This is a genomic window from Methanosarcina soligelidi, assembly GCF_000744315.1.
Classification (GTDB): domain Archaea; phylum Halobacteriota; class Methanosarcinia; order Methanosarcinales; family Methanosarcinaceae; genus Methanosarcina; species Methanosarcina mazei.
Map to the genome: position 1 here is coordinate 1,765,683 of NZ_JQLR01000001.1, position 24,724 is coordinate 1,790,406.

Consider the following 24,724-nt stretch of genomic DNA (forward strand, 5'->3'; position numbering starts at 1 on the left):
TCCTATGAACTGGTTCTCTGAACTGGTTCTATTTCAGCTATTAATATGATCAGTTCCGTTTTTCCCTATTTCCACAATTTCTACTTCCTTACTTTCCCATTCCCGGTCATGAGATACTATGAAAAGCGTCCAGCCCGCTTGTTTAAGGAAGCTGTCGGCAACTTTTTTCTTAAGCCCGGAGTCAAGAGCCGAGGTTGCTTCATCCAGAAGAAAAATATCTCTTTCAAGCAGCAGAGCTATTAAAATCCCTATCCTCTGCTTTTCTCCCCCTGAAAGGTTCTCAAAGTTTTTGTCGAGTATATCTTTTTCCAGCTCGAGCTCATTCATAAACATATGCAGTTTTTCAGGTTTCATCTTTTCCCGGTTGGGCCTGTAAGAATTAACTTCTTCAAGCAGGGTTTTTACAGGTCCCTCCCCGAGGTCCGTGTCCTGGGAGACATAGGCTACCTCTTTTCTGACCTGCCAGGCTACCTGAGGGCTCAGGGGCTTACCTCGGTAATAAACCGAGCCTTCGGACAGTTTCTCAAATCCCATAAGTATTTTTATCAGGGTTGATTTGCCGGTTCCTGATTTCCCTTTCATAAGGACCTTTTTTCCTCTGGGAATGCAAAGAGAAAAATCGGAAAGAACTTTTTTTCTTCCGAAGCTTATGCCGGCACTTTCATACCTTATTATCTCGTCCTGCATTTTTTACCCTGATTCTTATTCTATTATATCTATAAAAACATCTCCAATATGTTATTCTGTGTATACTGTCCGCTTTTCTCCACGTTTTTAAAACAGGTTTCCCGGCTGTTCTTGAAGAGAAAGTTTATCTATACTGAGGTGTTCACTTAAAGCAGCATATAGTTACCTTGTGCGAATACTTCAGGCCGGTTCATACTACCTGTTTATTTATCTGTGACAGGCTGCAATGTATGCTGGTATCCTGCATATTTTATTCATTACAGTTTAACACGATTACATTTAATAATCTTGTAATTTCTGAGGAACAAAAATGGATTTTGGAGCTTCTGCTAAAAATCTCAGTACTCCGGTCAAAGGGGCAAAAATAGTCCCGAATATGACTGTAGACGAACTTGTAACAGAGTACGCCGGCTGTGCCTTTGGAGCAGGCAGGCTGGCTGAAGCTGTGGACATTTATTATGAAATGCTGGCTTCCGGGAAAACTACGAAATTTTTCGGGCTTGCAGGAGCAATGACACCTGCTGGCATGAGGAATATCATCGCAGACCTGATCCGGGACGGATATATAGACGTGCTTGTTACAACAGGCGCCAATATGGTTCACGATACCGTCGAAGCCCTCGGACTTCACCATTATAAAGGTTCGGACTGCGCAAACGATATTCAGCTCAGGCATGAATGTATTGACAGGATCTATGATGTTTACCTTCCTGACCAGCATTTTACTGATCTTGAAGAGTTCCTTCAGGGCGTTTATTCCGGGCTTCCGCAGGAAAACCTCTCTATCAGGCAGGTCCTTACCGAAATAGGAAAAAATCTGGACGATGATTCTTCTATCCTGAAAACAGCTGCCGAAATGGGAATTCCGGTCTACTGTCCCGCCCTTCAGGACTCCGTAATAGGCCTTCAGGCCTGGCTGTACAAAGAAGGAAATCCTCTTCATGTGGATGCTTTTGCGGACATGCATGAATTCATGGATATCTGTTATGGGGCTGAAAGTGCGGGTGCGATGCTGCTGGGAGGAGGAGTTCCCAAGAACTATATCCTGCAGTCCATGCTTGTAACTCCCAGGTCCTTTGATTATGCAATCCAGCTGACAATGGACCGCCCGGAAACAGGAGGCTTGAGCGGGGCAACTCTTGACGAAGCCCAGTCCTGGGGGAAGGTCGGGGAAGATGCAAAATCAGTTACCGTATATGCAGATTCAACAATTACTCTCCCGCTTATAGTCTCTGCTGTGAGGACGCGTCTTTCAAAGAGGTGAGCTTATGGAACGAAATACATGTATGATCCTTGCCCTTGATGTGACTGAGAGGGAAGAAGCGCTGAAGATTGCAGAAAATGTCCGGGAATTTGTGGATGCAATAAAAGTGGGATACCCTCTAATTCTTGCCACCGGGCTTGATATTATTAGAGAGCTTGCCAGATTTGCCCCGGTCATAGCTGACTTCAAGGTTGCAGATATCCCTAACACCAACCGTCTTATCTGCGAACAGGTCTTTAAAGCCGGAGCCGATGCGGTCATTGTGCAGGGCTTTACTGGCAGGGACAGCCTTGATGCCTGCATTGAAGTTGCTTCCAAATACGGAAAAGATGTTTTTGTTGTAAGCGAAATGAGCCACCCGGGAGGAGCCGAGTTCCTGCAGTCAGCAGCAGAAGCGATTGCAAAAATGGCAGTTGAAGCCGGAGCTTTCGGGCTTGTTGCTCCAGCCACACGTCCGGAAAGGGTAAAAGAGATAAGAAAAATTATCGGAGACAGGCTTACCATTATCTCTCCGGGTGTGGGTGCCCAGGGAGGAAAAGCCTCTGACGTTATCTCTGCCGGGGCAGACTGGGTGATTGTAGGAAGAAGCATTTACAAGGCGGAATCTCCAAAAGAGGCTGCCTGCGAGATTGCTGAAGAAATTCAGGCTGAGCTCCGCGGAAAGTAATAAAGAATATTTTTGCTGAATGAATATTTTTTGGATTGATTGATTGATTGATTGATTCCATAGAAATTTTAAACCTAAAATACGTGCCTGTGATGAAAAATCTGGCTGATTCCATGATGAGCCCTATGAGTTCTGAGGCACGAAAATTGAGTACCTCATGAATTAAATACTAAGAACACCATTTACTTAGTATGTTTAAATTAGCGGATGCTGAAAACTTCTTAAAGTCTGAAAAGCTTTCAGAATGTAATCGGGAAATTTTGAGTAAGTATTTCAGATATTTAAGGCATGAAGGGAATAGCGAAAGAACAGCTTTAAACCATATGGAGAATATGATATGGACAGCGAAGGCTCTTCATGAATGTGATTTGGGGAAACTTACAGAGGATGACCTTTATCTCTTTTTTGATGCTTTAGAAAACTATACTTACAAAGATAGGGCAGGAAAGGTAAAGAAATATTCTGATCCGACAAAGGAGACTCGAAAGGTATCTTTGAAGAAGTTCTTAAAATGGAACAAAAATTACGAGCTTCACGAAAAAATAAAATGTAAGAGACTCAAAGGAAAGAAGCTTCCTGAGGACATCAAGTGTAAAGAAGATATTGTAAAAATGATTGAAGCAGGCAGCAATAGTCGGGACAGAGCCATTATAGCTTGCTTTTATGAGTCAGGCGCCAGAAGAGGGGAACAACTGTCTGTTAAGCTCAAAAACGTAGAGCTTGATGAGTATGGGGCTGTAGTTACCTTCCCAGAAGGTAAGACCGGAGCTCGGAGGGTAAGATTGGTTTTTTCTGCTCCATACCTACGGGAATGGATAGATGACCACCCCAGAAAGGACGACAGAGATGCACCTTTATGGTGCACATTGGACAAAAAAGCTAGCCCTATGTCAGCTACCGGACTTGTTAATGTATTCAATAGATGTGGGGAAAAAGCAGGAATCGAGAAGAAAGTAAACCCTCATTCTTTCCGCCACGATAGGGCAACTCACCTAGCTGCAAATTTTACAGAACAACAGCTCAAGGTGTATTTAGGTTGGTCTCCTACATCGACACAACCAGCTACATATGTTCATTTGAGCGGAAAAAATATGGACGACGCTGTCTTGAAAATGTATGGCATTAAAACGAATGAAGATGATACTGAATTCTTGAAGCCTGGAGTGTGTCCCAGATGCCACGAGTTAACTCCCGTAAATGCGAGGTTCTGTCTTAAATGTGGATTGCCTTTATCTAGAGAAGCTGCAACAACAGTGGAAACCATAAAAACCGACTATATGCAGCTTTCAGACTTGGATGAAATTCGGGAAATGAAGAATGCATTAAAACAAGAGCTTGAAGAAGTCTCCAAACTTAAGGAGATGATCCTTAAAAGTGGGAAATAACTGTCTCAATCAAATTTTCACTTATTTTTTAGTAGCAATATATGGAACAAGCTAATTATCTTTGCTTATCTCCGATGCAATTCCAAAATTTTTAGCATATCCCTTCTTTCGTCTGTTAAATTCTAACAGAATTTAGGGATTATTATGATTATAGTCGTATTTGCCAAGGGCTATAAGAGTCTAACACTGCTTGATATATCTCATCTATAGTATTAAAACTAAATCTCGATGGCTGCTTATATTTAAATATCATTTCGCTAGCTAGCTTCAAGTCAGCTAATTCCGCTTCTTTAAGGATCATCTGCCAAGGCTCTGTTGATCCTCTGGGCAAAGCGTGATTTTCTTTTGTTTTTTTCACAAAATATAGCTGGTCATCGGATTCCTCACCAATTAATATATCATGATTCAAGAAATGTTCGAAAAGTAAATCGTCGTTTATAAACTCAAAATCCTGCCATTGCTTCTTAATCAGATGTAGTGTATTGAGCACATATCTTATAAGATCCTTATTGTCAATTTCTTCCGGTATTTTCTCCGGTATTCCTTCTATTCCGGATAGCTGTGTTTGGAAGATTTGCAGAGGGATTTCTTCAGGCAATCCCGGCAAATGCTCTTTAAATAATTCTAATATTATAGAGTGGGAAGATAATAATGGTTCAAAACGGAGTGTATGCATGACATTTGTAAATTCTTCTTCTGGAGCTTTGAAATCAGGATAGTGTTTTACACAAGATATGTAGCATTTTTTCAAGAGATCATCAATGCGTCGTTGTCGGAGAGCATCTATGCTGTTTCTGTAGACTTTCACAACTGCAGTTTCTAGTGGCCTTTTACCAGTCTCTATACATGTGTTGAAAAAGGAAGCAGACAAATAGAGCTTTAAATAATAAGTTAACCAGTCCGGGCTATTATCAAAGTACTCAAGTTCCCTAAGGACAATATTAATAGCCTTTTCATAATTGTTCAAATGTAGCTCTGGGAACTCATGCCTGATATTTCTTAAGTTTTTAAGCTTCGTTACATTCCATTTATTACGAAGGCCGTTTTTTGCAGGAGGAATTAATTCTATACAATCAAGCTTCTGCAAATCATGAAGATGTTTATTGATTGTACTTTGATCTATTACATCGTGCCTTTTTTTCAAATAATTCCTAATAGTTGGTTCTGGGACTTCTTCTTCATTTTCTAAAATGAATTCTATTATACTGGATTTTACTTTTTTATGCTCTAGATGTTTTCCTTTACCTTTTACCATAAGTTGGGATAAGTTTTCTCTAATATTTAAACCTATTCGAGAATATAGGTTAATAAATTCATTTGCTGCTATAGGTTTTTAATAACCTAGGTTATTAAAACCCAAATAATCTTTTATATAAACTCCTCCATAATTTATAGATGAGGTAAAAATATGCTTTTTGAATTCGGCCATAGAACAATCCAAAAAGTTGGGTATTCATACCTAATACCCCTCCCCACTTACTGGGTTAAGAATATGAATATCGACAAAGGGGACTCTTTAAAAATCGAAATGTCAGAAGATAAAGCATTAAGGATTACTCCAGTTTCAAGGAACCGCCAAGAACCACAGAAACTGGAGGCTAACACATCGAAATGATAGAAGAGATGAGTCAGCAATGATAGATGAAACTCAAAATTCTAATAATTTTTTGTCCTGGGCAAAACAAGTGAGCACTCAACACCCTGATATTTTGGATCATATGAAGAAAAGCGCTGATCCACTTGATAGGGTCATAGCAAAACGTATAATTCGGGTAGCAGGGGTGGAATAAGTGCCTAAAAACAAGGTTGCGGAAGTCTGGAACCTTCCGCAGATAAAAAGAAAAATTACTACAAGTAATAATTTGCATTATTTGTATATTAACTTTTCTACCTATGTTGATATTTCCGGCAATGTTATTCAAAACATACTAATGACTAATTTTGATTTGGAACCGGAAGAGTCTGAACTTCCGTGGGAAGAAGGGTTGCAGGACAGGAAGGACTTAACGTGGCACTTATCGATATTAAAACTGATCCTATTCCCTGAAGTACACTGGCTTACTGTACAATCTCCAAAAAATTGCGCGAATAAAGCATGTAAAAGCCCCAACTGGCAAAGACCGCGAAACGAGCGAAAGCCGAATACCCGACATTTTGTAAGAATACGACTGTCTTCTTTTACAATGTGCCCATTGGAGGCATAAAAAATGGAACCAATTGAAATAATTGAAACATTAGAACAGGTATCAAACGAAGAAAGCAGATATTCAAACATTGATTATGAAATACCTTCCAAACTTGCAGAGTCTCTTGAAATCCCAGATTACCTGCTTGACCAGTTGAAAAACTGGCTGAACTCCACACGAATAAAGAAAGAAGCAGTAGGGACACTTTCCAACGGTGTAAACTGGAGATTCGCGCATCAGGTGCTAGACCCAAATACCGGAGACTATAGTGAAATATCTTACATAGTCCCACACAAGAAACTGATAAACTCTATGGATTGCTTCCTACAATACACAGGGATTGTAGGAGGCCAGTTTCCAGAGGTATTTTACAACAAAAAATATAAAATAGTGTGGAATGATTTCTTTTTCTATGTTACAAAGGCTTTTGCTACAGATTACGAAATTAAAGACGATCCGGTAACATATGAACTTGAAATGTTCATGAGGAACCTTTGCAGGCTTCCTATAGTTAAGCTTGAAAGATTCAAAGATAAAACCTATGGTTCTAAAGCTATTACCAGGAATGTTGAAGCAAAGGGCATCGTTACCTATAGGCTCAAGTCATGCGACATTACAGAGTTATTTTCTGCATGGGGGATAAAATCACCACCCAGCGAAATTTCGAAGAGGATGGAAATTTTAGGGTACAAGACTGAGAAAAACCCAAAAACCCCAGGCAAAGGTGATGACAGGAGAAATTGGGCAATCTATCTGCCTGCTATGGAGAAGTTTAATTTCCGCGAGCAGGAAGAAGAGGGAGGTGCATATTAATGTTTATCCCTGAGTTTCCGGAGAATGGCGCCAAACTTTACGGGCCCCCTGGCACTGGCAAAACCTGGACTATGATTGAGCTCTTTAAGATGGCTATTGAACAAGGGTATTCACCGAACCGGATGATGATGATTACCTACAGAAAACCAATGGCTTTGGGTATGGCTTCCAGACTTGCGGAAAGTATTGAACTTCCAGGAGACCTGAAAAAAGAAAACATAGCTAAGACCATTCATTCTGCTTGCTGGTATCCCCACTTTCAGGCCCTGAGGGAACAAGACCCCAACATAAGCAAAATTGATTATATGAATTATATGGACTGGATGAAGTTCAGCAGCGAATCAGGCCATAAGATGCTCCCAGGAGATGAAGACGACTTTACCCAAGCTTCACCCTTATATGCTACCTACAGTCAAGCCAGGAGCTTTAAAAGGGATTACAGTATGGTGGACTTAGGGAAAGATACAGACATCTCTATTGAGCTTTTGCAAGACGTAGACAACGAACTCCAAGAATACAAACGCAGAAATGGAAAGTATGAATATTGTGATACTCTCGATTATGCCATAGATTCTGGTTATGTCCCAGATGTTGACGTCCTGCTAGTGTCATGACCATTTAATTATTTCACATAATACTTTGACATTTTCTCATCTGCATTCTTCCTTGTAAACTTCCATTCAATTTTCCTTTTGTGTTCATTCCTTCTCTTTGTCCATGAATCCACTTCATTTTTAAGCGTCTCGATGTTCCCGATCCTTCTTCCTGTACATTCGATATCCATGACATTGATCTCGATTTCAGCAGCATTGAGCCAGCTTGCATGTTTTGGCGTGTAATGGAACTCTATCTTGTCCAGAATCTTCTTTGCTTCCTCTTCTGAGAATGCTTCGTAGAATGACTTCTCTTTATGGATATTGAGATTATCCGTAACCAGTCTGATGACTTCTGCTTCAGAATATTTTTCTGTGACAAGAATCTTCATGAATTGTGCAAAATCCTTCATTGTTCTTCTTTTGGTTACCTGAGTTACCCTTTTTCCTGCTTTGAACTCTACCGCCATGAATATGTTTGCTGTTCCGTTCCTGACATACTCATAATCATATTTTTCTGAGCTTCCAAGCTTCATAGGAATGCTCATTCTTTTATCCCTGAGCAGTTGCTTAGGCTTCTCGTCAAGACAGATAAGAGGTTTTTTAGGATCATAATCCTCTTCATACAGACTAAGAATGTCATACATCCTGTCTCTATATTCAGTATCGATAGTCTGAATACACCACATCCTTCTTAACCAAGGTTTAGTTTTGCTTTTTTCAAAATAAGCCGAACACTCTCTTTACCTATAGTTTCAAATCCTTCTTTTTTCCTAAGTTCTTCAGTAAGCAGGGATAGCGACCATCTCTTGCTTCCATCAGGGGAACTGCTGCAGGCTAAAGCGATTACTTCTGCAACATGTTTTTCAGTGTATTTTATAGGTTGACCAGATCTTGATTTGTCAAAAAGAGCATTGGGGATACCTTCATCAAGGTATCTTTTCCGTATATTCAAGGTGGTACTCCTGGAAATACCTAATATTTTCACGATTTCAGTGATTTCTGTTTGCTGGTTTGATAGAAGGAGAATACGGGCTCGAGTTAGTTCTCTTGCGCTTTTACGTCCTTTTCTCACAAAATCCTGAAGGAAATTTACCTCATTATCTGCAAGTTGAATCTGTAGCATGAAGGTATAAAAGGATTCAACGTTTATAATGATGACTAATAATTAAATGGTTGAGACACTAGTAGATGAAGCCCAGGACTTAACCGGACAGATGCACGTTTTATTAAGCCAATGGAACAAAGAAATTCCATGCATCGTACTTGCAGGTGATTACCTGCAAACTATTTACCCCTTCTACGGAGCCAGGCCGGAATATATGCTTAATTGGGATGCTCCAGAAATCACGCTTCCAGTAAGCCGGAGGTTACACTCCGAACACTGGAGACTGGCAACATCAGTTATCAAAGGATGCACAGATTACCCTATTCCTGAAATTCAGACAAAAGGAGCAGGCGGGAATATAGACGTTATATGCTCAAATGCAGCACCATTGACCACTAAAAAACACTTACAAGAAGGCACAATCTTTCACATGGCGAGAACCAATTCTCTTTGCAGGCGGGTTGCAGAAAGGCTTGCTTCGGAAGGTGTAATTTTCGGAGGTAGAAAGGGCATCGGGTGGAATGAAACGGAGATGTACGCATATAACGGAATTCAGAAGCTAAGGAAAAACAGGGCTCCGAACATCTCCGAACTGAAGTCTATTGCAAAGCTTTACAACACAAATTATTACATGCTGCCAGCCGTGAGAAAAAACAAGATAGAGGAACCAGGGCACAAGCTCACAAGTGAGGATATTTACAGCTTTGTTTCTCCATATACGCAGATGGAATGGAAGAAAGGAAATGTATGTTTCGATATGGGAAAAGAGCAACCTGATCTCCTTAAAATGAAATTCGCAGGAGCAAACAGAGTTGGAATTGAACAAATAACAAGGGACAATATAAAGAACGTCACTGTATGCACCATTCATGCTGGCAAAGGTCTTGAGGCCCCTACACAGTTCTTGTACAACGAACTAAACACAGTTACAGCCAGAAGTATCAGTCAGGCTGATAAGCTCCGGGAAGAGGCCCTAGTATGGTATGTAGGGCTTACCAGAGCAAGCAAGAACCTGTACATAATTGATGACTTTGGAAACAATGCTTTCCCAATTCCCAGGGTGGTAATGTGAGCTTTACCATTACGGCATCAGAGGCGACTGTTGAACACTACAGGCGCCCAGAAGTTAAAGATACCATACTGAGACTTTCAACTTTCTCAGAAGGTGCTCAGGCGGGTTACAGGTGGTTTTGTGGGGATAATAGAGACTGGTATCAATCAAGTAAAAGCAGGCTTCTTGCAAGAGAAGGCACGAACTTTGATTACACCGAGTTAACCAATAGATACAGAACGCTTTATTATTCAACGGGGTTTTTTAACCCTGACCTTTTTTCAATGGACTTGAAGCAGTACAAAAGAACCGATTTAATGAATAGAATAAGCGTTCTTAATTGCGTTGGTATGTCTGCTCTATTTGATATTGATGCAAAAGCAAAAGTAGGCGGGCATGGCTCCAATATCCACGAGCCCGAAGTCAAAAAAGCAGTGGAGTTGATGACAAGACTTGTTATTGACCATCTCAGACAGTACGCTCCAAACTCTGTTTATGCTGCATATTCTGGTGGTGGTGCTTATGTGCTCCTTCACCACGAAGTATTTGCTGATTACTTCGAAGAGGTCAGAAGCACTGACGATTTAATCAGGAAAGTTAAGGCACTGTATAAGGCCCTTAACAAGCTTATCGAGAGACTTAACTCCGAGTTCAAGGAAAAGTACCCCGAGTACGGAGAACTAGTAGCAATAGACCCTATAAATCAACCGAAGCGACTAGTCAAAACCCTTCTAAGCGTGCACAAAAAATACAACTATGCGGTTGTGCCACTAGACCTGGAGAATCCTGAAATTGACTACGAAGAAGCAAAACTTCCAGTAAGTGCAGCAGTTCTGCAAAGGTGCAAGGACTGGTACAAGTACGGAGAACCTTCTCCAGCCTTCCTGCAGTCCCTTAAAGAAGATATTGATACCTTCATGACGGATGAAAAACTTAAAAGACTCCGATATTCGAGGGAGTACGGAAATCCAACGATAGCAAAATACAGACGCGATATTATGAACTTTCCCCCATGTATCCGGAATATTATTACAAGAAAGGTTGGCGGGAATGGAGCCACAAGAGCTCTTGGTGTGCTTGCAGCTTTTCTTGGGGTTATCGGATGGGAAGAGGAAGAAGCAAAGGCCCTATGGTATCAAGTAGCAAATACATGGGGAGCAGAAACGAGCAACATTTTCGACTCGTGGTTTAGGCAAATGAAGTGCCCTTCCTGCAAAACTCTGAATACTCCAGGGAACGGATATCCGGAGCTAGACTTGGTTAACTTCGATGCATGCAAGCCTAATCAACGTTGTCATACAGTCAGGAAAACGAATCCAGTTTACTACGCTTCGCAGGAACTGTATAACAAGAGTTTTAGCAGCAGGTAAGGGATAAAATCTTTTATAACGTGAAAACACAACATTTTCACGTTTTACTATTTAATCATTCATGATTTTTTTTAGACTAGTTTGAAGGTAGCCAACCCCTCAATATTACCCTGGCCATCCTATAGCCGATAGTGAAAAATCGCAATTTTAACCAATTTTCGGGCCACCGTTTTTAGGTTCTCATAATAGCGTTTTCTATTTGGTGGCCATAGTAGCCAGGCACAAAAAAATTCGCACTAGTTTATATACTCCTCTGGTTTTTACCCATTTTAAAAATGTGCCTGGATTGCTGGCTACCTGGCGTATCTATTGTTTTTATCTGGCTATCCCTGGCTACCCCTGGCTATATATATATTCTGAGATAAAAAGAAGAATAATGAAAAAATTATAGGGCAAGGCAAATATAAATAAAAATTAAATTCTACATATGTTATAGACACCGAAAATGTTAAGAGAGTTGTTAATATTTCATTTTCTTTTCATGTCACCTTTTTTATCGGCGTTCTGCCAGAAAAATCTGAACTCTCTAAAGAGATTTTTTTGGTATAGGCCGAGCGAGAGCGCCGACTATATTTAGCCTCTTTTTCCACAGGAAACGAAGCTTTACAGAAAATCCCTTTCCTTAAATCAAATATGGTTAATACAGTTACTTCAATTTATTTTTTATAGTCTGACCCTTTATAAATTCTAATAAAAGGTGATAATTATAGCCCGAAAAACGAAACTTACTGATGAAATCATTGATATATCTGTTCAAAATGTACGTGCGGGAATGTCCCTGACTGCCTGCTCTCAAGCTATCGGAATTAGTTATGAGAGCTGGCGAACTTGGATGTCCCTTGGATATGAAGGCAAGGAACCTTACGCACGTTTCTATATCCGTATTCAGGAAGCTGAAGCAGCTTTACAGCGCGAATGCTTGGACGCGGTGAGGACTTCGATAAGATTAGGCAATGTAGAGGACGCGAAATGGCTATTAGAGAGGAAGTACTCTTCCGAATTTGGCAAAATAAGTTCTCTTAAGGTTGATCAGAAAACAGAGACCAGAAGCCTTAACATGAATGTCAATTCCACAATGACAAAAGACGAGCGCAGAGCTGTTATAGTTGGTTTCCTGGACAAACTAAACAGAAACTCTTCTCTTGAAGGTTTGAACCCTGGCGAGTAAATTAAGGCCCTGTTCCTCTAGGAACTCCCAGGTTCCATTTCTCTTTTTCCCTGCAAGTTTGATATTCCAGTTAAGGAACTACCCTCCGGAGTTGCACCTAAAGATTCTAACATATAGGATAAAAAAGAAAAGATTCATGAAAAATGATTGAGAATGTCAGGCAGTACTGATAATAGGGTTCTGTCAAGTCTTCGATTGTTAAATGAATAATGGTCTTTTAGGGAAGGTAACCACTAATGATTTTATGGTTGATATAATTTAGGAATGATTCAAATATAATATCAAAGGATTTTGTTGCCAAGAATGATTATTGGGGGAAATGGAACTATAGATCAATTCCCAAACTGAAATTTAGAAGTTATATTTTTATCATCCCTTAGCAACCGAAGACTTTACAGAACCAAAAATAGAAAGATATATAATGTAATGAAGTTTAAAAAATGCAAGTTGCCAGATATAATATCAAAAGAGAAACATAATTTTTAGCTTGGTGAAAATATTTTTCACATATGTAGAATGTAAACTGGAGAGAAAATAGATTTGTAGCATTGGTTATTTTGATACTAATTGACATATTTTGTTCATTCGCAAGAACCAAGCATTATCTTTGGGGAAAGCATATGACCTTGCCAACAGATAGCAGAGAATTGTCACCCACAGGCAGTATAAATTTGTCAGATCCAGGTGACATAGTTCAAGGAAAGTTCCGTTACCAACATGCTTACGGAGTTATCCTTTTAGTTAGTATGGCGACGGGAAGATCAGATTACACTGCTATCTGGTGCGAGCAACAAGAGGATTTTTTGGCAGAAACAGAAATTGGTGTCTTTGACGCTTATCAAATCAAAACAAGAAAATCTGAACTTGGTGAGTGGCAGTTAAATGATGAACCTTTTTGGAAAAGTATTGCTCGCTTCGTAAGACTTGATATTAGATATCCAGATAAAATAAGAAATTTTTTGTTTGTTTCTAACACTCAGTTCTCTAACTCTTCCATAAAAGGTCGAGAACACTTTAGCCCTTGCAAATTACTTACTGGTATTAAATCAGCCGTCCAATGGGAAAAACTTATTGGCAATGCAAAAAAAGGATTTGAATGGCTTAAGGACAAAGTTGGGGCTGAGGCAACAAATCTCTTTTCGGTGCTTCAACGCTTGGATTTAGTTCTTGGCCCTACTGAACGCGCGTATAATGATGAACTTGTTCAACGGCATATAACTACCTTGAAGGGATGTGAATCAATGAACGTATTGTCTCTGTCAAGGGTGCGTGATTCCTTAATTTCGATGGTTTTTAAGGCATCTTCGAGAATCTCAGATAATCCTAGTCGTGATTGGGTAGGCCTCATGTGCAAATTAGGTGATGACCCTTTTCTCCATGCAAAAAGAATTACGGTAGAGGATATCATACTAGTAGTTCGAGATGCTCAGAAGCCTACATTCTGTTTTTTGCCAAGTCTTGCCTCACTTCAGCTTGGTAACACTAAAGGCAATCTAGGTACTTTAAAACAAAAAATGTACCGTGGTGGCTTGGCTGCTCACTATGAGACGATGCGCCGCCGAGCCTTATCAGCCGAACAAAAATTACTAGATTTAGCATCTCGTCCAAATGATGGAGACGAAGTAGTCTCACAAATTGAAAATGTAGTACTTGCGGAATGTGATGATGCATATCTCCGGGCAAGCCAGAGAGAAGGTCTTTACGGGCGAACGATGCTTATAGACGTCCAAGATAGATTGAGACGAATTTCAGAACAAGAACCTACTCGAGTATATCGACAATCTTATGACCTTCTTGTTGGAGTCGCGGGCATGCTGACATCTGAGTGTAAAGTCTGGTGGAGTGAAGTATTTGAGATCGAGGCGGAGCTATGAGCTTAAAATTAGTTCACCTTGCTGCTGAGATCGAAAATTGTGATGATTTTCACATTGCTCGCCTAATTCTACTTCTTAATGCTGCGGGGAAGCGCAGCAATAAGCCTGTGGAAGGGATCATGAAGTTAGCTAAGATGGATTTCTTACTCCGTTATCCAAATTGTCTCGTACGAGCATTGAAAGCGGTCGATAAAGAAGCAATTGCACAAGAAATTCCTACTGAAGAACAGAATACTATTGAAACGCGGATGATTCGTTTCCGCTTTGGGCCTTGGGATAAACGCTATCGACGCTGGATAGGATTGCTTATGTCTAAGGGTCTTGTTGACACCTATTTAAAAGGCCGAACAGTAAATGTAAAGCTAACTCCTGCAGGTATAGAGGTAGCTGCACAATTGTCAGAGTTGGAAGAATTCAGCCCAATCGCAAAAAGAAGTAAAATTGTGGTATCGGCAGTCGGCGATTACCCTGCTACAAAGCTTAAAGATTTTGTTTACGAAGTATTTCCCGAAATTGTAGACATGCAGTGGGGGAGGTACATCGATATATGAATATTAGACTCATAGATATTATGCTCGTGTTCAAAAGTGGGCGCGAACAGATAGACTTCAAAGACTTCAATTATTTTTTCGGCCAAATGGGAGCAGGTAAATCCACAATTGCTCGACTCATTGATTACTGCCTTGGTGGGAACTTAGGAAAAGCTGAAATGACACCTGCACTCCAAGCTGAATTCGTGTCTGCAAGCCTTTCCCTGAAGGTTGCAGAATATCCACTCATACTAGAACGTGACGCACACTCTAACCAAGTCAGAGCACAATGGTCAGATTCTGAGCAACAGTTCGAAATCTTAATTCCAGCTCGAAATTCTGATGGAGAAGTTTTACCTGGCACTGGAGTGGAAGTACTATCCGATCTGATATACTATTTGTCGGGAATAATACCTCCTAAAGTCCGAAGAAGTAAAATCAAGGAAGACTCGGAATTGGAGCGGTTAAGCCTACGTGATCTGCTCTGGTACTGCTATTTAGACCAAGATTCAATAGATAGCAGCTTTTTCCACTTGGAATATGAAGCTCACCAATTTAAACAACTAAAAAGTAGGGACGTGCTCAGATACTTAGTAGGGTTCCACCAAGAAAAAGTGGCTGAACTGGAAGTCCAACTCGCACTCGTGAGAGAGAAACGAATAAAATGTGAAGCAGGAATAACTGCCATTAACAATGCGTTGAATGATTCTGATATTACATCTGAGGGTGAACTTGCTGATGTGAGACGCAATCTTGAATTGGAGATACAAAAGACTAATATTGAGATTGCAAATGCCCGAAAAAGTACACAAACCCTACGTACACATGCGATGGAAACTCTTCAAGATAGAGCAAGGTGCTTAGCAGACCAAATTGAAGAATTAAAGAACGCATTTAATGATATTCGAGAAACAATCGAACAAGACAAAGCCCACAAGAATGAGCTCATAGCACTTGCTACTCGTTTTCGACGCTCCAAATCCGCACAAAATATTTTGAAGGGAATCAATTTCAAGAACTGTCCATGCTGCGGCAATGTACTAAAGCCAAAAGTGGCTGATATATGTCCTGTTTGCGGTCAATTAAATTCTGATATACCAGATGAAATGACACTGAATGAGCAGGCTGCGGAGACTGATCTTAAGTCAAGGGTAGAAGAACTGAAAGAGATTATTTCCCTTCAGGAAGCTCAGCGCGGTAAGATCGAGAGATACATAAGGGAAATGGTTGATGAGAAGGCTGTGGTTGATGCCGAGCTAACTCGCGTTTCAGTGGATTATGACTCAGCATATCTCTCTTCCGTGCTTGAGACTGAAAAGCGTCGATCTGCTCTCCAACAGCAATTACTTGATCTAAACAAACTTGAGGTTCTTGTGAAGCGAATAGCTGACCTATCTGTTATGGCACATGAACTTGCAGCCGACGAGCAGCAAATTAGGTCTGAACTAAAGGATGCACGGGAACGCGCTGAAAAAGATATTCATAATCTTAATCGCTTGAAATTCTTATTCCTTGACTGTCTACTTCACGCCGAGATTCCAGGCTTTTTATGTAACGATGTCATTGAAATGAAACCACCCTATTTTTTGCCAGAGGTCACCTCTGCAAACAGTGGTGATTTGGCCGTCACGTCTTTCACAAACTTGGGGAGCGGTGGTAAAAAAACACTATTCAAATGTTGCTTTGCTGTGGCTATTCACCGTTTAGCTGTAGAAATCGGCGCAACGCTACCAACACTATTGATAATTGACTCACCCATGAAGAATATAAGTGAAAGAGAAAATCGGGCACAGTTTGAGGGCTTTTCTAAGATGCTTTACGACCTATGTGATTCTGAGTTGAAAGGCACGCAGTTTATTCTTATCGACAAGGAACTTCGCCCTCCTCCAGAAAACTTTCAGTCAAGCTTTAAGTCACGCCATATGACTCCTAACGATGACAACAATCCTCCACTTATTCGTTATTACAGAGGGAAATAACGAATCTAAAACAAAATTATGTCGTCTACCGCCTCCTCATTCAGCTTTCTTAGCCTGCTCTTCCTCTGACTCTTCAGGCTTATCAGGCACATCAAGAAATTCATTGAACTAATAGAAGATAAAGATCAGCTTTCAAAACGACTGCACAAACTGAAAAATACGGTAGCCTAAGAAACTGTCTAAATCACTCTAAATTTTCTACAAAAAATTTGATGAGAATTCGTGTTTTAATATTTTTCAAAAGTACCGAATTGGGTTTGACTTCGGAATCCTTACTCCTATACCCTCAGAACTTAAGAGAACACAGGAGAAGATTTGTCTTTTCTGTATTCCCTCATCTCTTGCCTATGGACATCACAATACATAGCTGCTTAATAGGTCGCAGGTTGCACACGCAGAGGGCAGCACTACTTATATACGTCCAACACACATACCAATTTCACTCTAGTCTAGGTACATCATCCATTCCGGCAATTTTTTACTCCCTTTTTTCTTCATTCTTCTGTTTTGTTTTATCCATAAAGTATTTATTCCATGAACTCAATCCTGTATTAATCTAATTTAAGTCAACTTGAGTCAACCTAAGACAACAAAAATAAGGATTATACATCATGGCAAACACAAGAAAAGGATATAAAAGAATCATGGGAGAAATCCCTGTAGAAACGCATGAAAAAATCACACAGTACAATAAGATTACTGACCGTCCGCTGAATGTATCAAAGGCTATAGAGATTTGTATGGAACAGGCAATCAAGAAAATAGACGAGGAGCTGATTACTTACGCTGCCAATAATAAAGATGCAAAGGGAATAATATCTGATGAATATTACAAAGTGTTACGGAAAGACATTGACGATGGGTTATTAGGCCCTAAAGCTATTCATAAACACTTTGTTGAAATGATGAAAAAAGACGGTGGCGAGCTTATTAGCGCCGCTAGAAGAACGTTTAACGATTCTGGGAGAATACCTTTATACCCAATTAATAAAGTTCAACTAGACATAAATGGTAGTATAGATTTCTGTGTGAATGATGTTGTTTGTTTTGTTATATGCGCTCCATATTCAGACGTTGACAAGAAAGCCAGTGAAGATTTTGAAGGTCTAGATGAATCTTATTGACTAGGAATTGGAAACGTGAGTTTTTCCCAAAATCTCCACCATTTCTTTTTTTCCTATTGGCGCTTCAATAGCCTTCTGATTAATCAACGTTTGAACCTGCAGCATGTAATTATTGCGCGTTTCTGACTATTCTCAAGCTCCTTCTTTAATGTTCAGGCGGTGTGCAGATTTTTTTCTATAGTGCAATAGAAGATTTAGATTCCTGGATCTCACAGAATAAAACGTAGGCTTATTATAATTCTATATAAACGGCGTTCATTAAAAGAAAAAGGAGAGGCGGTGAAAAAATTAGCTTTCTGGGATGTGTACAATTACTGTGAGTTCCTGGCCCTCTAATTCCTTGCCCACAGAAGACAGGCGCCCATTATTCCCAAAAACCCCCGTAAATACGTGATCCTTGGGTGTAACCATTAGATTATTTCTTTCTCTATACTCTACAATTATTATAACTTCTTTATTTGCGTAGATTGTTTTATTTACTCAGATTGCTTGAATTGATCAATTACTCCAGGACACGTCTGTATATTTTTTATTAACGGTTAATATATTTATAATAGTTTATAAATTTAGAAAGTATCTTATACTAGGAAATGTATTTTATTTTTGCCCCTTGTGGTTACATGAGTGAAAATAATTGCTTAATTAGGAAAGTAGCTAGGCCAATAAGAGAAACATCAAGCCTGAATATGATTTTCAACGATAAATGTCTATATTTTTAGAATGCTACTTTAGCATTTATGAATGGAAGTTATTCGCTCGAAAAAGTAAAGATTCGTAATAATTCGATAACTAGAAATCAACATTTTGAAGTCTCTGTTGCACTGCATTTTATATAACTCACAGAATACACATTTTTTTGGAAATGTGACCAGCTTTCAAGTTTCAAAATATACAAGTGGAGAATTATGTGGAAAAGTTGGAGGGAATATTTTGATCGGAAATCAAATAATCGAAAACGCGAAGATCTTGTTAATGCCTGTATCAGATTCAGACAAAAAACAAGTGGAACTTACTGTTTCTTGCGATTTAATGACGAATTATGAGGCTGGTTCGCCAGCGAAAACCGGCAAATTGTTTCAAGTAGCCCAAGATAGTGAGGGTAAACCAATCATCGTGTCGGTTGGACTGGATAATCGACTTTACGCAATTACTCGCGACCTGGAAAGCGATACTGGATGGAAGCAGAACGATATCACGCCCGTGGGAAATGAGAAAGCCAGCGGTGTAGTTGCTTTTGAAATGTTTCAGATGAGCTCGGGGTCAGTTGTGTTAGCGTGCTCAGTTTTGTCTCATCTGAGTCAAGGAGAGACAACTATGTATATCTCTAAATTGTTGGAACCTGGTTCAACAGTTCAGTGGGACGACTTTACCCAATACTGGCACATCCGGCCCTTTAATATACCTGGGTCAAAAATGAAAAAAATTTACATGGGTGAAGGTCTCGATTCTACCAAACTCCTTACCTTGGTGGCGATTGAGAGGGATGACAAAGCTGATTATTACCTTCTTAACAACAATATCGAGGAGGATTGGGTTTGGAAACCTCTAACGATCCCAGAAAACGCAATAGTAATCCACGATCTTGCGCTTGGTAAACAGAGTGGATATTCCGGTGCATACTGTCTTTATGATACTATAGAAGGTCGATCTTTGCAGTTCACTTCCTTTCCAATTAAGGAATTCCACGGCGATACATTCTCGTGTTTCTTCGAACCGCCCTCCAGCAACAAGATCACCAGTTTTGCCGTGCTGCCTAGTGGCTGTTACAGTGACAGTGTCTACGCAGCAGGCGAGGGCTTGTATCTCTTCTATCAAGGTAGCGAGGATCCCATCAAAATTGCAGATAAGAATAAAATCCCCGTTCAAACATTACTCGCTCGTCAGGATAATAATTACGTTACGCTTTGGATGGTCGGGGATGATAAAAATTTGTGGATGACAGTATCACCTGTATCTAATCAGACTATTTGGCATGAGGTTTTACCATTTAGGAAAGACGTTTCCAAGATCGCAGCGTTACGTAACCTTTGTTACAATGCGAATCACCTTTTCTTGATTAACGATGAAAATAAATTAGTTCACTTGTGGCAGGATCCAGACAATACTCAGTGGTGTGAGAGTAAGAGTATTCCACTTAAAGACACAGAAAAAATCATCAGTTTCGACTGCTACACGACACATATATCGGTTCGCGATAAAGATTCTGGGACTCCTGTGACCGACATTGAGCTAAATCTAAAATCGTCAACCTTGACTGACCTCAAAGTGAATGGAATGTCTCACACCATACTAGGTAATTACAAAGATCAGATTACCATTAAACCGGATGCGGCGGGAAATATCACTATCATCAACAAAGTCTCAAATCTTTCGACTCCTATTTTCGAGCTGGGCGCTGAATGGTTAGATAAAGTGGTCGAAATTGACCCCGCTACCAAGGTGCGCAATATGCTCTCCGAAGTGCAGTCCGGCGATGATTTACGTGCTGTGACCCTTCCAGATGGCAGTTATCTGATTCCTCAAGATTCCGTTAGCAAGGATTCTGTCGATGACACAGTTAAAGCGCTAAAGAAGCTCACAGATGTTACCAATCAATTGCATCATGACGGCTTCCAAAGATGTGTAACCGATGGAACGGGCGACCTTACGAAGCCTACTACCTTGGTAGCATTTCAACGCGATCGGAATGGAATTCACCGCAATTTGCTTTCCACCTTGGATATTAAAGATGATTATTTCTGGGGTTTGCATTTCGATGGTGACAATGTTACTTATTTTGAAGACAAGGATGCACATGAAAAATTGGCTGGAGTCTGTGGTATCTGGGATAAAATTAAAAGTTTCGCTGGCGATGTGATCAGAGCAATCGAAAGTGGTATAGAAAAAGTGACCGATTTAGCTTCACGGGTGGTCAATAAAGTAATTGAGTTTGCAGTCAAAATTGGTGATAAAATTGTGAATTTCGTTGTTGAAACCGTGGATCACGCAATGAGCCTCATCAACTTCGTATTCCAGAATATTAAGGTTGGCTTTGAGAAACTCAAGAACTGGCTCGGTTTCATCTTTGATTGGGATGACATCATTAGGACTAAGAAAATTATAGTTAACGTGACTAATCAGACGCTCGAACTTGCCGAACATAAAGTAGGCAATGCTGAGAAAATTGTCAACAAATTTTTTGATGAACTCGATAACGCAATTGACAAGATTGGGCCCATTACAGGGGATGTCAACTCTATCAACTTGCGTAGTAAAGGAGAGGATTACTGTCACGAGTATTCGGGTGCTCAAGACTTTTTGAATTCCGCTCCTGGTAACTTTGCTAACTATCATATCATGCAGGGTGCGGGGGCATCGCCCCATTCAGACTTTTATGTTGGCAGTAATACGGATCCACTGACGATCTTTTTCAGTGATGTTCTTTATCCCTTGGGTGAAGACTTGGTAAACATAGTCTCTACCTTTGCTAAGGATATATGTGATATGTTCACCGCCAACAATCTGACCGTAAGTGAGAGTTTAGCCAAGATGAGTAAGGATATGTTCAAGCAGGTGATAGATCTGGCTCGTAAGGCAGTTGATGGTTTTCTGAAGGTAGTTGAAAGTGTGATTTCGAAAATTAAAGACACTTTGAACGATACTTTGAACATTCCTATTCTGTCTGCACTCTACAAGTCCCTGAGTGGAGGTGAGATCTCACTATTGGATGTGGTTGCTCTACTGATTTCCATTCCAGTTACCATGCTCTGCAAGGTGCTTATTTACAATGTAAATGCGGGACATAGTAGTCTCTTTCCAGGAGGGAATACTTGCGGCCTAGACGACATGGAATATAAAGAATTATTCGACACTCTTAGCGATGGTTCAATGGAATTGACAAAAGCACCAACTGCTACCAAGTCGATGGTAATTGATCCAACTGTTTTAGTTAAGAAGGAAGGTACTGAGGGAGTAAAATTATACAGATGCATAGGTTCTGTGGTTTACCTTCTAACTGATTTTATTACTGACGGTCTCAACAGTCTTAAAGCGGAATCTAAAGATAGTCTTCCGCTTTTGCCTATTTTTCAATTGGTGCTTTCGACCATTAAGTTCAGTTGTACTTTCCCATTGAACGCAAAAGGGACTACAGGCACATTTTCCTATATCAGTTGGGGTGTGATTGGCGCCATGCTTATTGGCAGTATTGCCAAAGTGATCTCAAAAGGCAATCAAGCGGTAGGGAGTGCAGTTGAGGCATTCAACGGTTTTGGATTTTGTGTGTCTACACTTATGGGAGCAGTGACTTTAGTACTTCAAATAATTGGGGGCTCAAGTGCTAAAGAGATAGTATGGGACGTAGTAACTTTTACTGAAACTTTGACGCGCTCTATTAGTGGCATAGTTAATGTAATCGCAACTCTCAATCCAGAAACAGCTAGTCGTACTGTGCTTGTAGCTACTGCACTTTTACTCGGTTACTTTGCATCTTTAATACGCGCTAGTAGGATTGTAGTTATTATAGGTCAGAATTTTGAGTGAGACAAGTTTGTGTTAACCTGTTGAAAATATCGTTTAAGGAGGTAAAAAGAAATTGAGTGAGCAAAAGGTAAATATTACAGATACTTCTCATCTTTCCAGCTCAATAGTAAAAGCACAATTTATTACTGGTGAGAGAACAAATGAGATGCAGGTGCTTTCTTCTGCCTGGAATACTGGCAACTGTATCACTGGCTACGATATGGTAACAGCCCTCACACAGAATACTATCAATTTGCAATTCTCTTTGCTTTGGATGAAGCTGCCTAGCAAATACAGAAAACTGGAGTTGAAATCAACAGAAAAAGATCCCGATTTAGGTGAAATAAATTTCTCTTTTGATGGAGATATGGATGCTCCCATGGTAATCTTGGGAACCTCCTCGGATCCACATTTCAATGTTAAGCTGTCTATTAATATTCCAACTGGCACTTTAACTTATGGTGTAAAAAATAATTCCCACAAGATTAGCAACTGGAAATTCGTTTTTGACATCAATGTCAATTTTTTAGAGATAGAGCACGAGCGTATTCAGAATCATATGGCGATACCCGATGCAGTAAAGGATATGTTGCACGAATTCGATAGCGACGATTTTACAATTAGACACTTGTTTATGAATTTTGAAGACGCAGAAATCGCTGATTTTGACCCGACTCATAGCGAACTACCCCTTCCGGAGGGTATGAGTAACTTAGCGCTCAATTTATTTAAATTGAGTCTGATCGATTACTTCAGTAAATTAGCAAATACAGACCATCCCTATATATTGGGTTATTCAATCGAACAGAAAGCACCGACTCCAGATCCATCGAGTACACCGACATTTATACCAACTAGTGGAACCTATTGGATATTTAAGGAAAGAGACGAATCTCAGGAATATCTCAGCACCCTGAACCTCCTTTTAACTGCTGATGGACGACCACTTCCATATCCTACAGAACCTAATTTCAATAATAACTGGTTGATCAGCAACGATTGCAACGGTCGATTCGTCTTGGCAAAGAATCTTTTTTTTGAGAACCACCTCCTTCCAAAATTGAAGAAAGCGCTCAACACTTATGTAACAGGTGTGGTGTCTAAGTCAGGATTTGAATCCGAATATAATCTTGCTCAGGGAATCGAATGGAGTTTGTTTGAATCGCCTGAAAACAGTAACTCCGATTGGACATATATCTATGAAAAAACTTTTAATTGGAGCATTGGTTTTTCCCTGAAAGTAGAACATTCATTAAAAAATAATTTCTGGTTTACTGTATATCCTGAGAAGTTGGAAAACAAGGCTGCAATTAAAGTTAATGGTGGATTTTGTATAGACTACCAGATGAAAGGCACCAATCCCAATATGTTCCAAAGAGACGACATTAGTTGGTCAATCTCTACAGTTGAGTGGAATGCAACAATCAATGTCGAATGCGGGACACATGGTGTCATCAAACTGGAGATGTCTCCGGAGTTTAATGCCCAGAAATTTGAGGGGTCGATACAGTATGGAGTCCCCTTAATTAATGCATTGATAACACAAATAACTGACTCGGTCAAAAATGCACTTGAATCTGAAATCAGATGTTTAAATAACTCACTCGAAGCAGTGGGAAGTCGGTTTGTGCTACCCGCTGGCTACATGTACGCTTTTAAGAACCCGCAGTTTGACAGCTTCCAAAATCTGCTGTTTGATATGACAATTAAGTCATAAGGAAGCAGAGGGTGAAATTTAAGTTTAAAAAATTTATTCCAAAAATTAAAAGATAATGAAATTAGTTTCTGGATGAACTCTAAAAGTAAAAATAAAGCGAATATGATATTTTTGAATAACATACATAAAAATATGGAAATGCTTGAAAGTAGGTGAAAATTGTATGCGATGTAACTTCTTTTTCCGTTCAGTAAAAACCAAAGAAGGCTATACTGATATGTGCTCAATAAACGTTATCGAAATTGATGGAACAAAACACTGGTACGTTCCGAATCCAGATGAAATAAATAAGTATTGCGATAGTAATATGTTTTGTGCGTACTTCGAATGTCCAAGAATTATTGTAAGTAGGACTTACATATTAGAACCTGGTAATAGCAACCACATTTTTAGAATCTCGAAATCATAAATGTCTTGGAAAAGTATACGAAAGCTATAGAGATTCCTAATAAGGATATCCACATACATATGTAGAAGGCTCTGGATAGAAATGCAAAATAGCTATACTTTGGTTTCCACCTTAGCCTTTTAGATACATCAGCACCGATAATAAGTGGCTTCTAGGTATGATGCGTGGGAAGGTATGGAAGACTACCGTAACCTTCAGAGATACCATAGCCTTAGATATTGCTTTTGTTACTACCTCTTCATTTTTCATAGTTTTTGCGTTTTATGTGGGATTTGTTGATTAATAATGCATATTCCTTT

Annotated in this window: 18 protein-coding genes and 1 pseudogene; 16 read left to right on the top strand and 3 right to left on the bottom strand. The window is 39.8% G+C overall.

The window, feature by feature from the left end; translation table 11 throughout:
• Window positions 1-33: 33 nt before the first annotated feature.
• Window positions 34-687 (bottom strand): ABC transporter ATP-binding protein, encoded by a 654-nt coding sequence (locus M886_RS07810; RefSeq protein ID WP_048040932.1) that lies wholly within the window; start codon window positions 685-687, stop codon window positions 34-36.
• Window positions 688-997: 310 nt separating this feature from the next.
• Between M886_RS07810 and M886_RS07815 the strand changes: the two genes are divergently transcribed.
• The 3 genes from M886_RS07815 (at window position 998) to M886_RS17460 (ending at window position 4,003) form a co-directional block, all read left to right on the top strand.
• Window positions 998-1,951: a deoxyhypusine synthase gene (locus tag M886_RS07815; RefSeq protein WP_048050983.1), complete on the top strand. Its 954-nt coding sequence runs from the start codon at window positions 998-1,000 to the stop codon at window positions 1,949-1,951.
• Window positions 1,952-1,955: 4 nt separating this feature from the next.
• A complete protein-coding gene (gene pyrF, locus M886_RS07820; protein WP_011034015.1) occupies window positions 1,956-2,618 on the top strand; it encodes an orotidine-5'-phosphate decarboxylase in 663 nt (220 codons plus the stop codon).
• 191 nt (window positions 2,619-2,809) lie between these two features.
• The gene (locus M886_RS17460) at window positions 2,810-4,003 is read left to right on the top strand and encodes a tyrosine-type recombinase/integrase (protein WP_053228874.1); all 1,194 of its coding nucleotides are present in this window, start codon (window positions 2,810-2,812) and stop codon (window positions 4,001-4,003) included.
• A 148-nt stretch (window positions 4,004-4,151) separates the two neighbouring features.
• Here the strand turns inward: M886_RS17460 and M886_RS07830 are convergent, their stop codons facing one another.
• Window positions 4,152-5,258 (bottom strand): hypothetical protein, encoded by a 1,107-nt coding sequence (locus tag M886_RS07830; RefSeq protein WP_048050984.1) that lies wholly within the window; start codon window positions 5,256-5,258, stop codon window positions 4,152-4,154.
• Window positions 5,259-5,411: 153 nt separating this feature from the next.
• Here M886_RS07830 and M886_RS07835 point away from each other — a divergent pair, with 153 nt between their 5' ends.
• From M886_RS07835 to M886_RS07850, 3 genes are all read left to right on the top strand, one after another.
• On the top strand, window positions 5,412-5,618 hold the full coding sequence (locus tag M886_RS07835; RefSeq protein WP_048050985.1) for an AbrB/MazE/SpoVT family DNA-binding domain-containing protein: 207 nt from the start codon (window positions 5,412-5,414) through the stop codon (window positions 5,616-5,618).
• Between the two features lie 592 nt (window positions 5,619-6,210).
• The gene (locus M886_RS07845) at window positions 6,211-7,002 is read left to right on the top strand and encodes a hypothetical protein (RefSeq protein ID WP_048050987.1); all 792 of its coding nucleotides are present in this window, start codon (window positions 6,211-6,213) and stop codon (window positions 7,000-7,002) included.
• The gene (locus tag M886_RS07850; protein WP_048050988.1) at window positions 7,002-7,616 is read left to right on the top strand and encodes a UvrD-helicase domain-containing protein; all 615 of its coding nucleotides are present in this window, start codon (window positions 7,002-7,004) and stop codon (window positions 7,614-7,616) included. Before M886_RS07845 ends, M886_RS07850 begins: the two co-directional genes overlap by 1 nt.
• Before the next feature lie 8 nt (window positions 7,617-7,624).
• On the opposite strand, the pseudogene M886_RS17730 reads toward M886_RS07850, so the two are convergent.
• A pseudogene (locus tag M886_RS17730) lies at window positions 7,625-8,721 on the bottom strand (IS630 family transposase).
• A gap of 46 nt (window positions 8,722-8,767) precedes the next feature.
• Here M886_RS17730 and M886_RS07865 point away from each other — a divergent pair.
• The 10 genes from M886_RS07865 (at window position 8,768) to M886_RS19320 (ending at window position 24,708) form a co-directional block, all read left to right on the top strand.
• A complete protein-coding gene (locus M886_RS07865) occupies window positions 8,768-9,775 on the top strand; it encodes a 3'-5' exonuclease (protein ID WP_048050989.1) in 1,008 nt (335 codons plus the stop codon).
• A complete protein-coding gene (locus M886_RS07870) occupies window positions 9,772-11,124 on the top strand; it encodes a hypothetical protein (RefSeq protein WP_048050990.1) in 1,353 nt (450 codons plus the stop codon). The genes M886_RS07865 and M886_RS07870 overlap by 4 nt, the downstream gene beginning before the upstream one ends.
• Before the next feature lie 697 nt (window positions 11,125-11,821).
• A complete protein-coding gene (locus tag M886_RS07875; RefSeq protein WP_152558002.1) occupies window positions 11,822-12,292 on the top strand; it encodes a hypothetical protein in 471 nt (156 codons plus the stop codon).
• A 620-nt stretch (window positions 12,293-12,912) separates the two neighbouring features.
• A complete protein-coding gene (locus tag M886_RS07880; RefSeq protein WP_152558003.1) occupies window positions 12,913-14,166 on the top strand; it encodes a dsDNA nuclease domain-containing protein in 1,254 nt (417 codons plus the stop codon).
• Window positions 14,163-14,717, top strand: coding sequence for a hypothetical protein (locus tag M886_RS07885; protein WP_048050993.1), 555 nt, complete (start codon window positions 14,163-14,165; stop codon window positions 14,715-14,717). Before M886_RS07880 ends, M886_RS07885 begins: the two co-directional genes overlap by 4 nt.
• Entirely contained in the window at window positions 14,714-16,675 is a 1,962-nt protein-coding gene (locus tag M886_RS07890; RefSeq protein WP_048050994.1) for an AAA family ATPase, read from the top strand. The genes M886_RS07885 and M886_RS07890 overlap by 4 nt, the downstream gene beginning before the upstream one ends.
• A 611-nt stretch (window positions 16,676-17,286) precedes the next feature.
• Window positions 17,287-17,799: a hypothetical protein gene (locus tag M886_RS07895; protein ID WP_048050995.1), complete on the top strand. Its 513-nt coding sequence runs from the start codon at window positions 17,287-17,289 to the stop codon at window positions 17,797-17,799.
• Window positions 17,800-18,729: 930 nt separating this feature from the next.
• Window positions 18,730-22,320, top strand: coding sequence for a hypothetical protein (locus M886_RS07900; RefSeq protein WP_048050996.1), 3,591 nt, complete (start codon window positions 18,730-18,732; stop codon window positions 22,318-22,320).
• Between the two features lie 52 nt (window positions 22,321-22,372).
• Window positions 22,373-24,016: a hypothetical protein gene (locus tag M886_RS07905; protein WP_048050997.1), complete on the top strand. Its 1,644-nt coding sequence runs from the start codon at window positions 22,373-22,375 to the stop codon at window positions 24,014-24,016.
• A 566-nt stretch (window positions 24,017-24,582) separates the two neighbouring features.
• Window positions 24,583-24,708: a hypothetical protein gene (locus M886_RS19320; RefSeq protein ID WP_268745854.1), complete on the top strand. Its 126-nt coding sequence runs from the start codon at window positions 24,583-24,585 to the stop codon at window positions 24,706-24,708.
• The last annotated feature ends 16 nt before the right edge of the window (window positions 24,709-24,724 follow it).

What these genes read in the sequence shown, in the direction of transcription:
- M886_RS07810 (WP_048040932.1), bottom strand. Translation starts at nt 687, where the DNA reads ATGCAGGACGAGATAATAAGGTATGAAAGTGCCGGCATAAGCTTCGGA.
- M886_RS07815 (WP_048050983.1), top strand. Translation starts at nt 998, where the DNA reads ATGGATTTTGGAGCTTCTGCTAAAAATCTCAGTACTCCGGTCAAAGGG.
- pyrF (WP_011034015.1), top strand. Translation starts at nt 1,956, where the DNA reads ATGGAACGAAATACATGTATGATCCTTGCCCTTGATGTGACTGAGAGG.
- M886_RS17460 (WP_053228874.1), top strand. Translation starts at nt 2,810, where the DNA reads ATGTTTAAATTAGCGGATGCTGAAAACTTCTTAAAGTCTGAAAAGCTT.
- M886_RS07830 (WP_048050984.1), bottom strand. Translation starts at nt 5,258, where the DNA reads ATGGTAAAAGGTAAAGGAAAACATCTAGAGCATAAAAAAGTAAAATCC.
- M886_RS07835 (WP_048050985.1), top strand. Translation starts at nt 5,412, where the DNA reads ATGCTTTTTGAATTCGGCCATAGAACAATCCAAAAAGTTGGGTATTCA.
- M886_RS07845 (WP_048050987.1), top strand. Translation starts at nt 6,211, where the DNA reads ATGGAACCAATTGAAATAATTGAAACATTAGAACAGGTATCAAACGAA.
- M886_RS07850 (WP_048050988.1), top strand. Translation starts at nt 7,002, where the DNA reads ATGTTTATCCCTGAGTTTCCGGAGAATGGCGCCAAACTTTACGGGCCC.
- M886_RS07865 (WP_048050989.1), top strand. Translation starts at nt 8,768, where the DNA reads ATGGTTGAGACACTAGTAGATGAAGCCCAGGACTTAACCGGACAGATG.
- M886_RS07880 (WP_152558003.1), top strand. Translation starts at nt 12,913, where the DNA reads ATGACCTTGCCAACAGATAGCAGAGAATTGTCACCCACAGGCAGTATA.
- M886_RS07885 (WP_048050993.1), top strand. Translation starts at nt 14,163, where the DNA reads ATGAGCTTAAAATTAGTTCACCTTGCTGCTGAGATCGAAAATTGTGAT.
- M886_RS07890 (WP_048050994.1), top strand. Translation starts at nt 14,714, where the DNA reads ATGAATATTAGACTCATAGATATTATGCTCGTGTTCAAAAGTGGGCGC.
- M886_RS07895 (WP_048050995.1), top strand. Translation starts at nt 17,287, where the DNA reads ATGGCAAACACAAGAAAAGGATATAAAAGAATCATGGGAGAAATCCCT.
- M886_RS19320 (WP_268745854.1), top strand. Translation starts at nt 24,583, where the DNA reads ATGATGCGTGGGAAGGTATGGAAGACTACCGTAACCTTCAGAGATACC.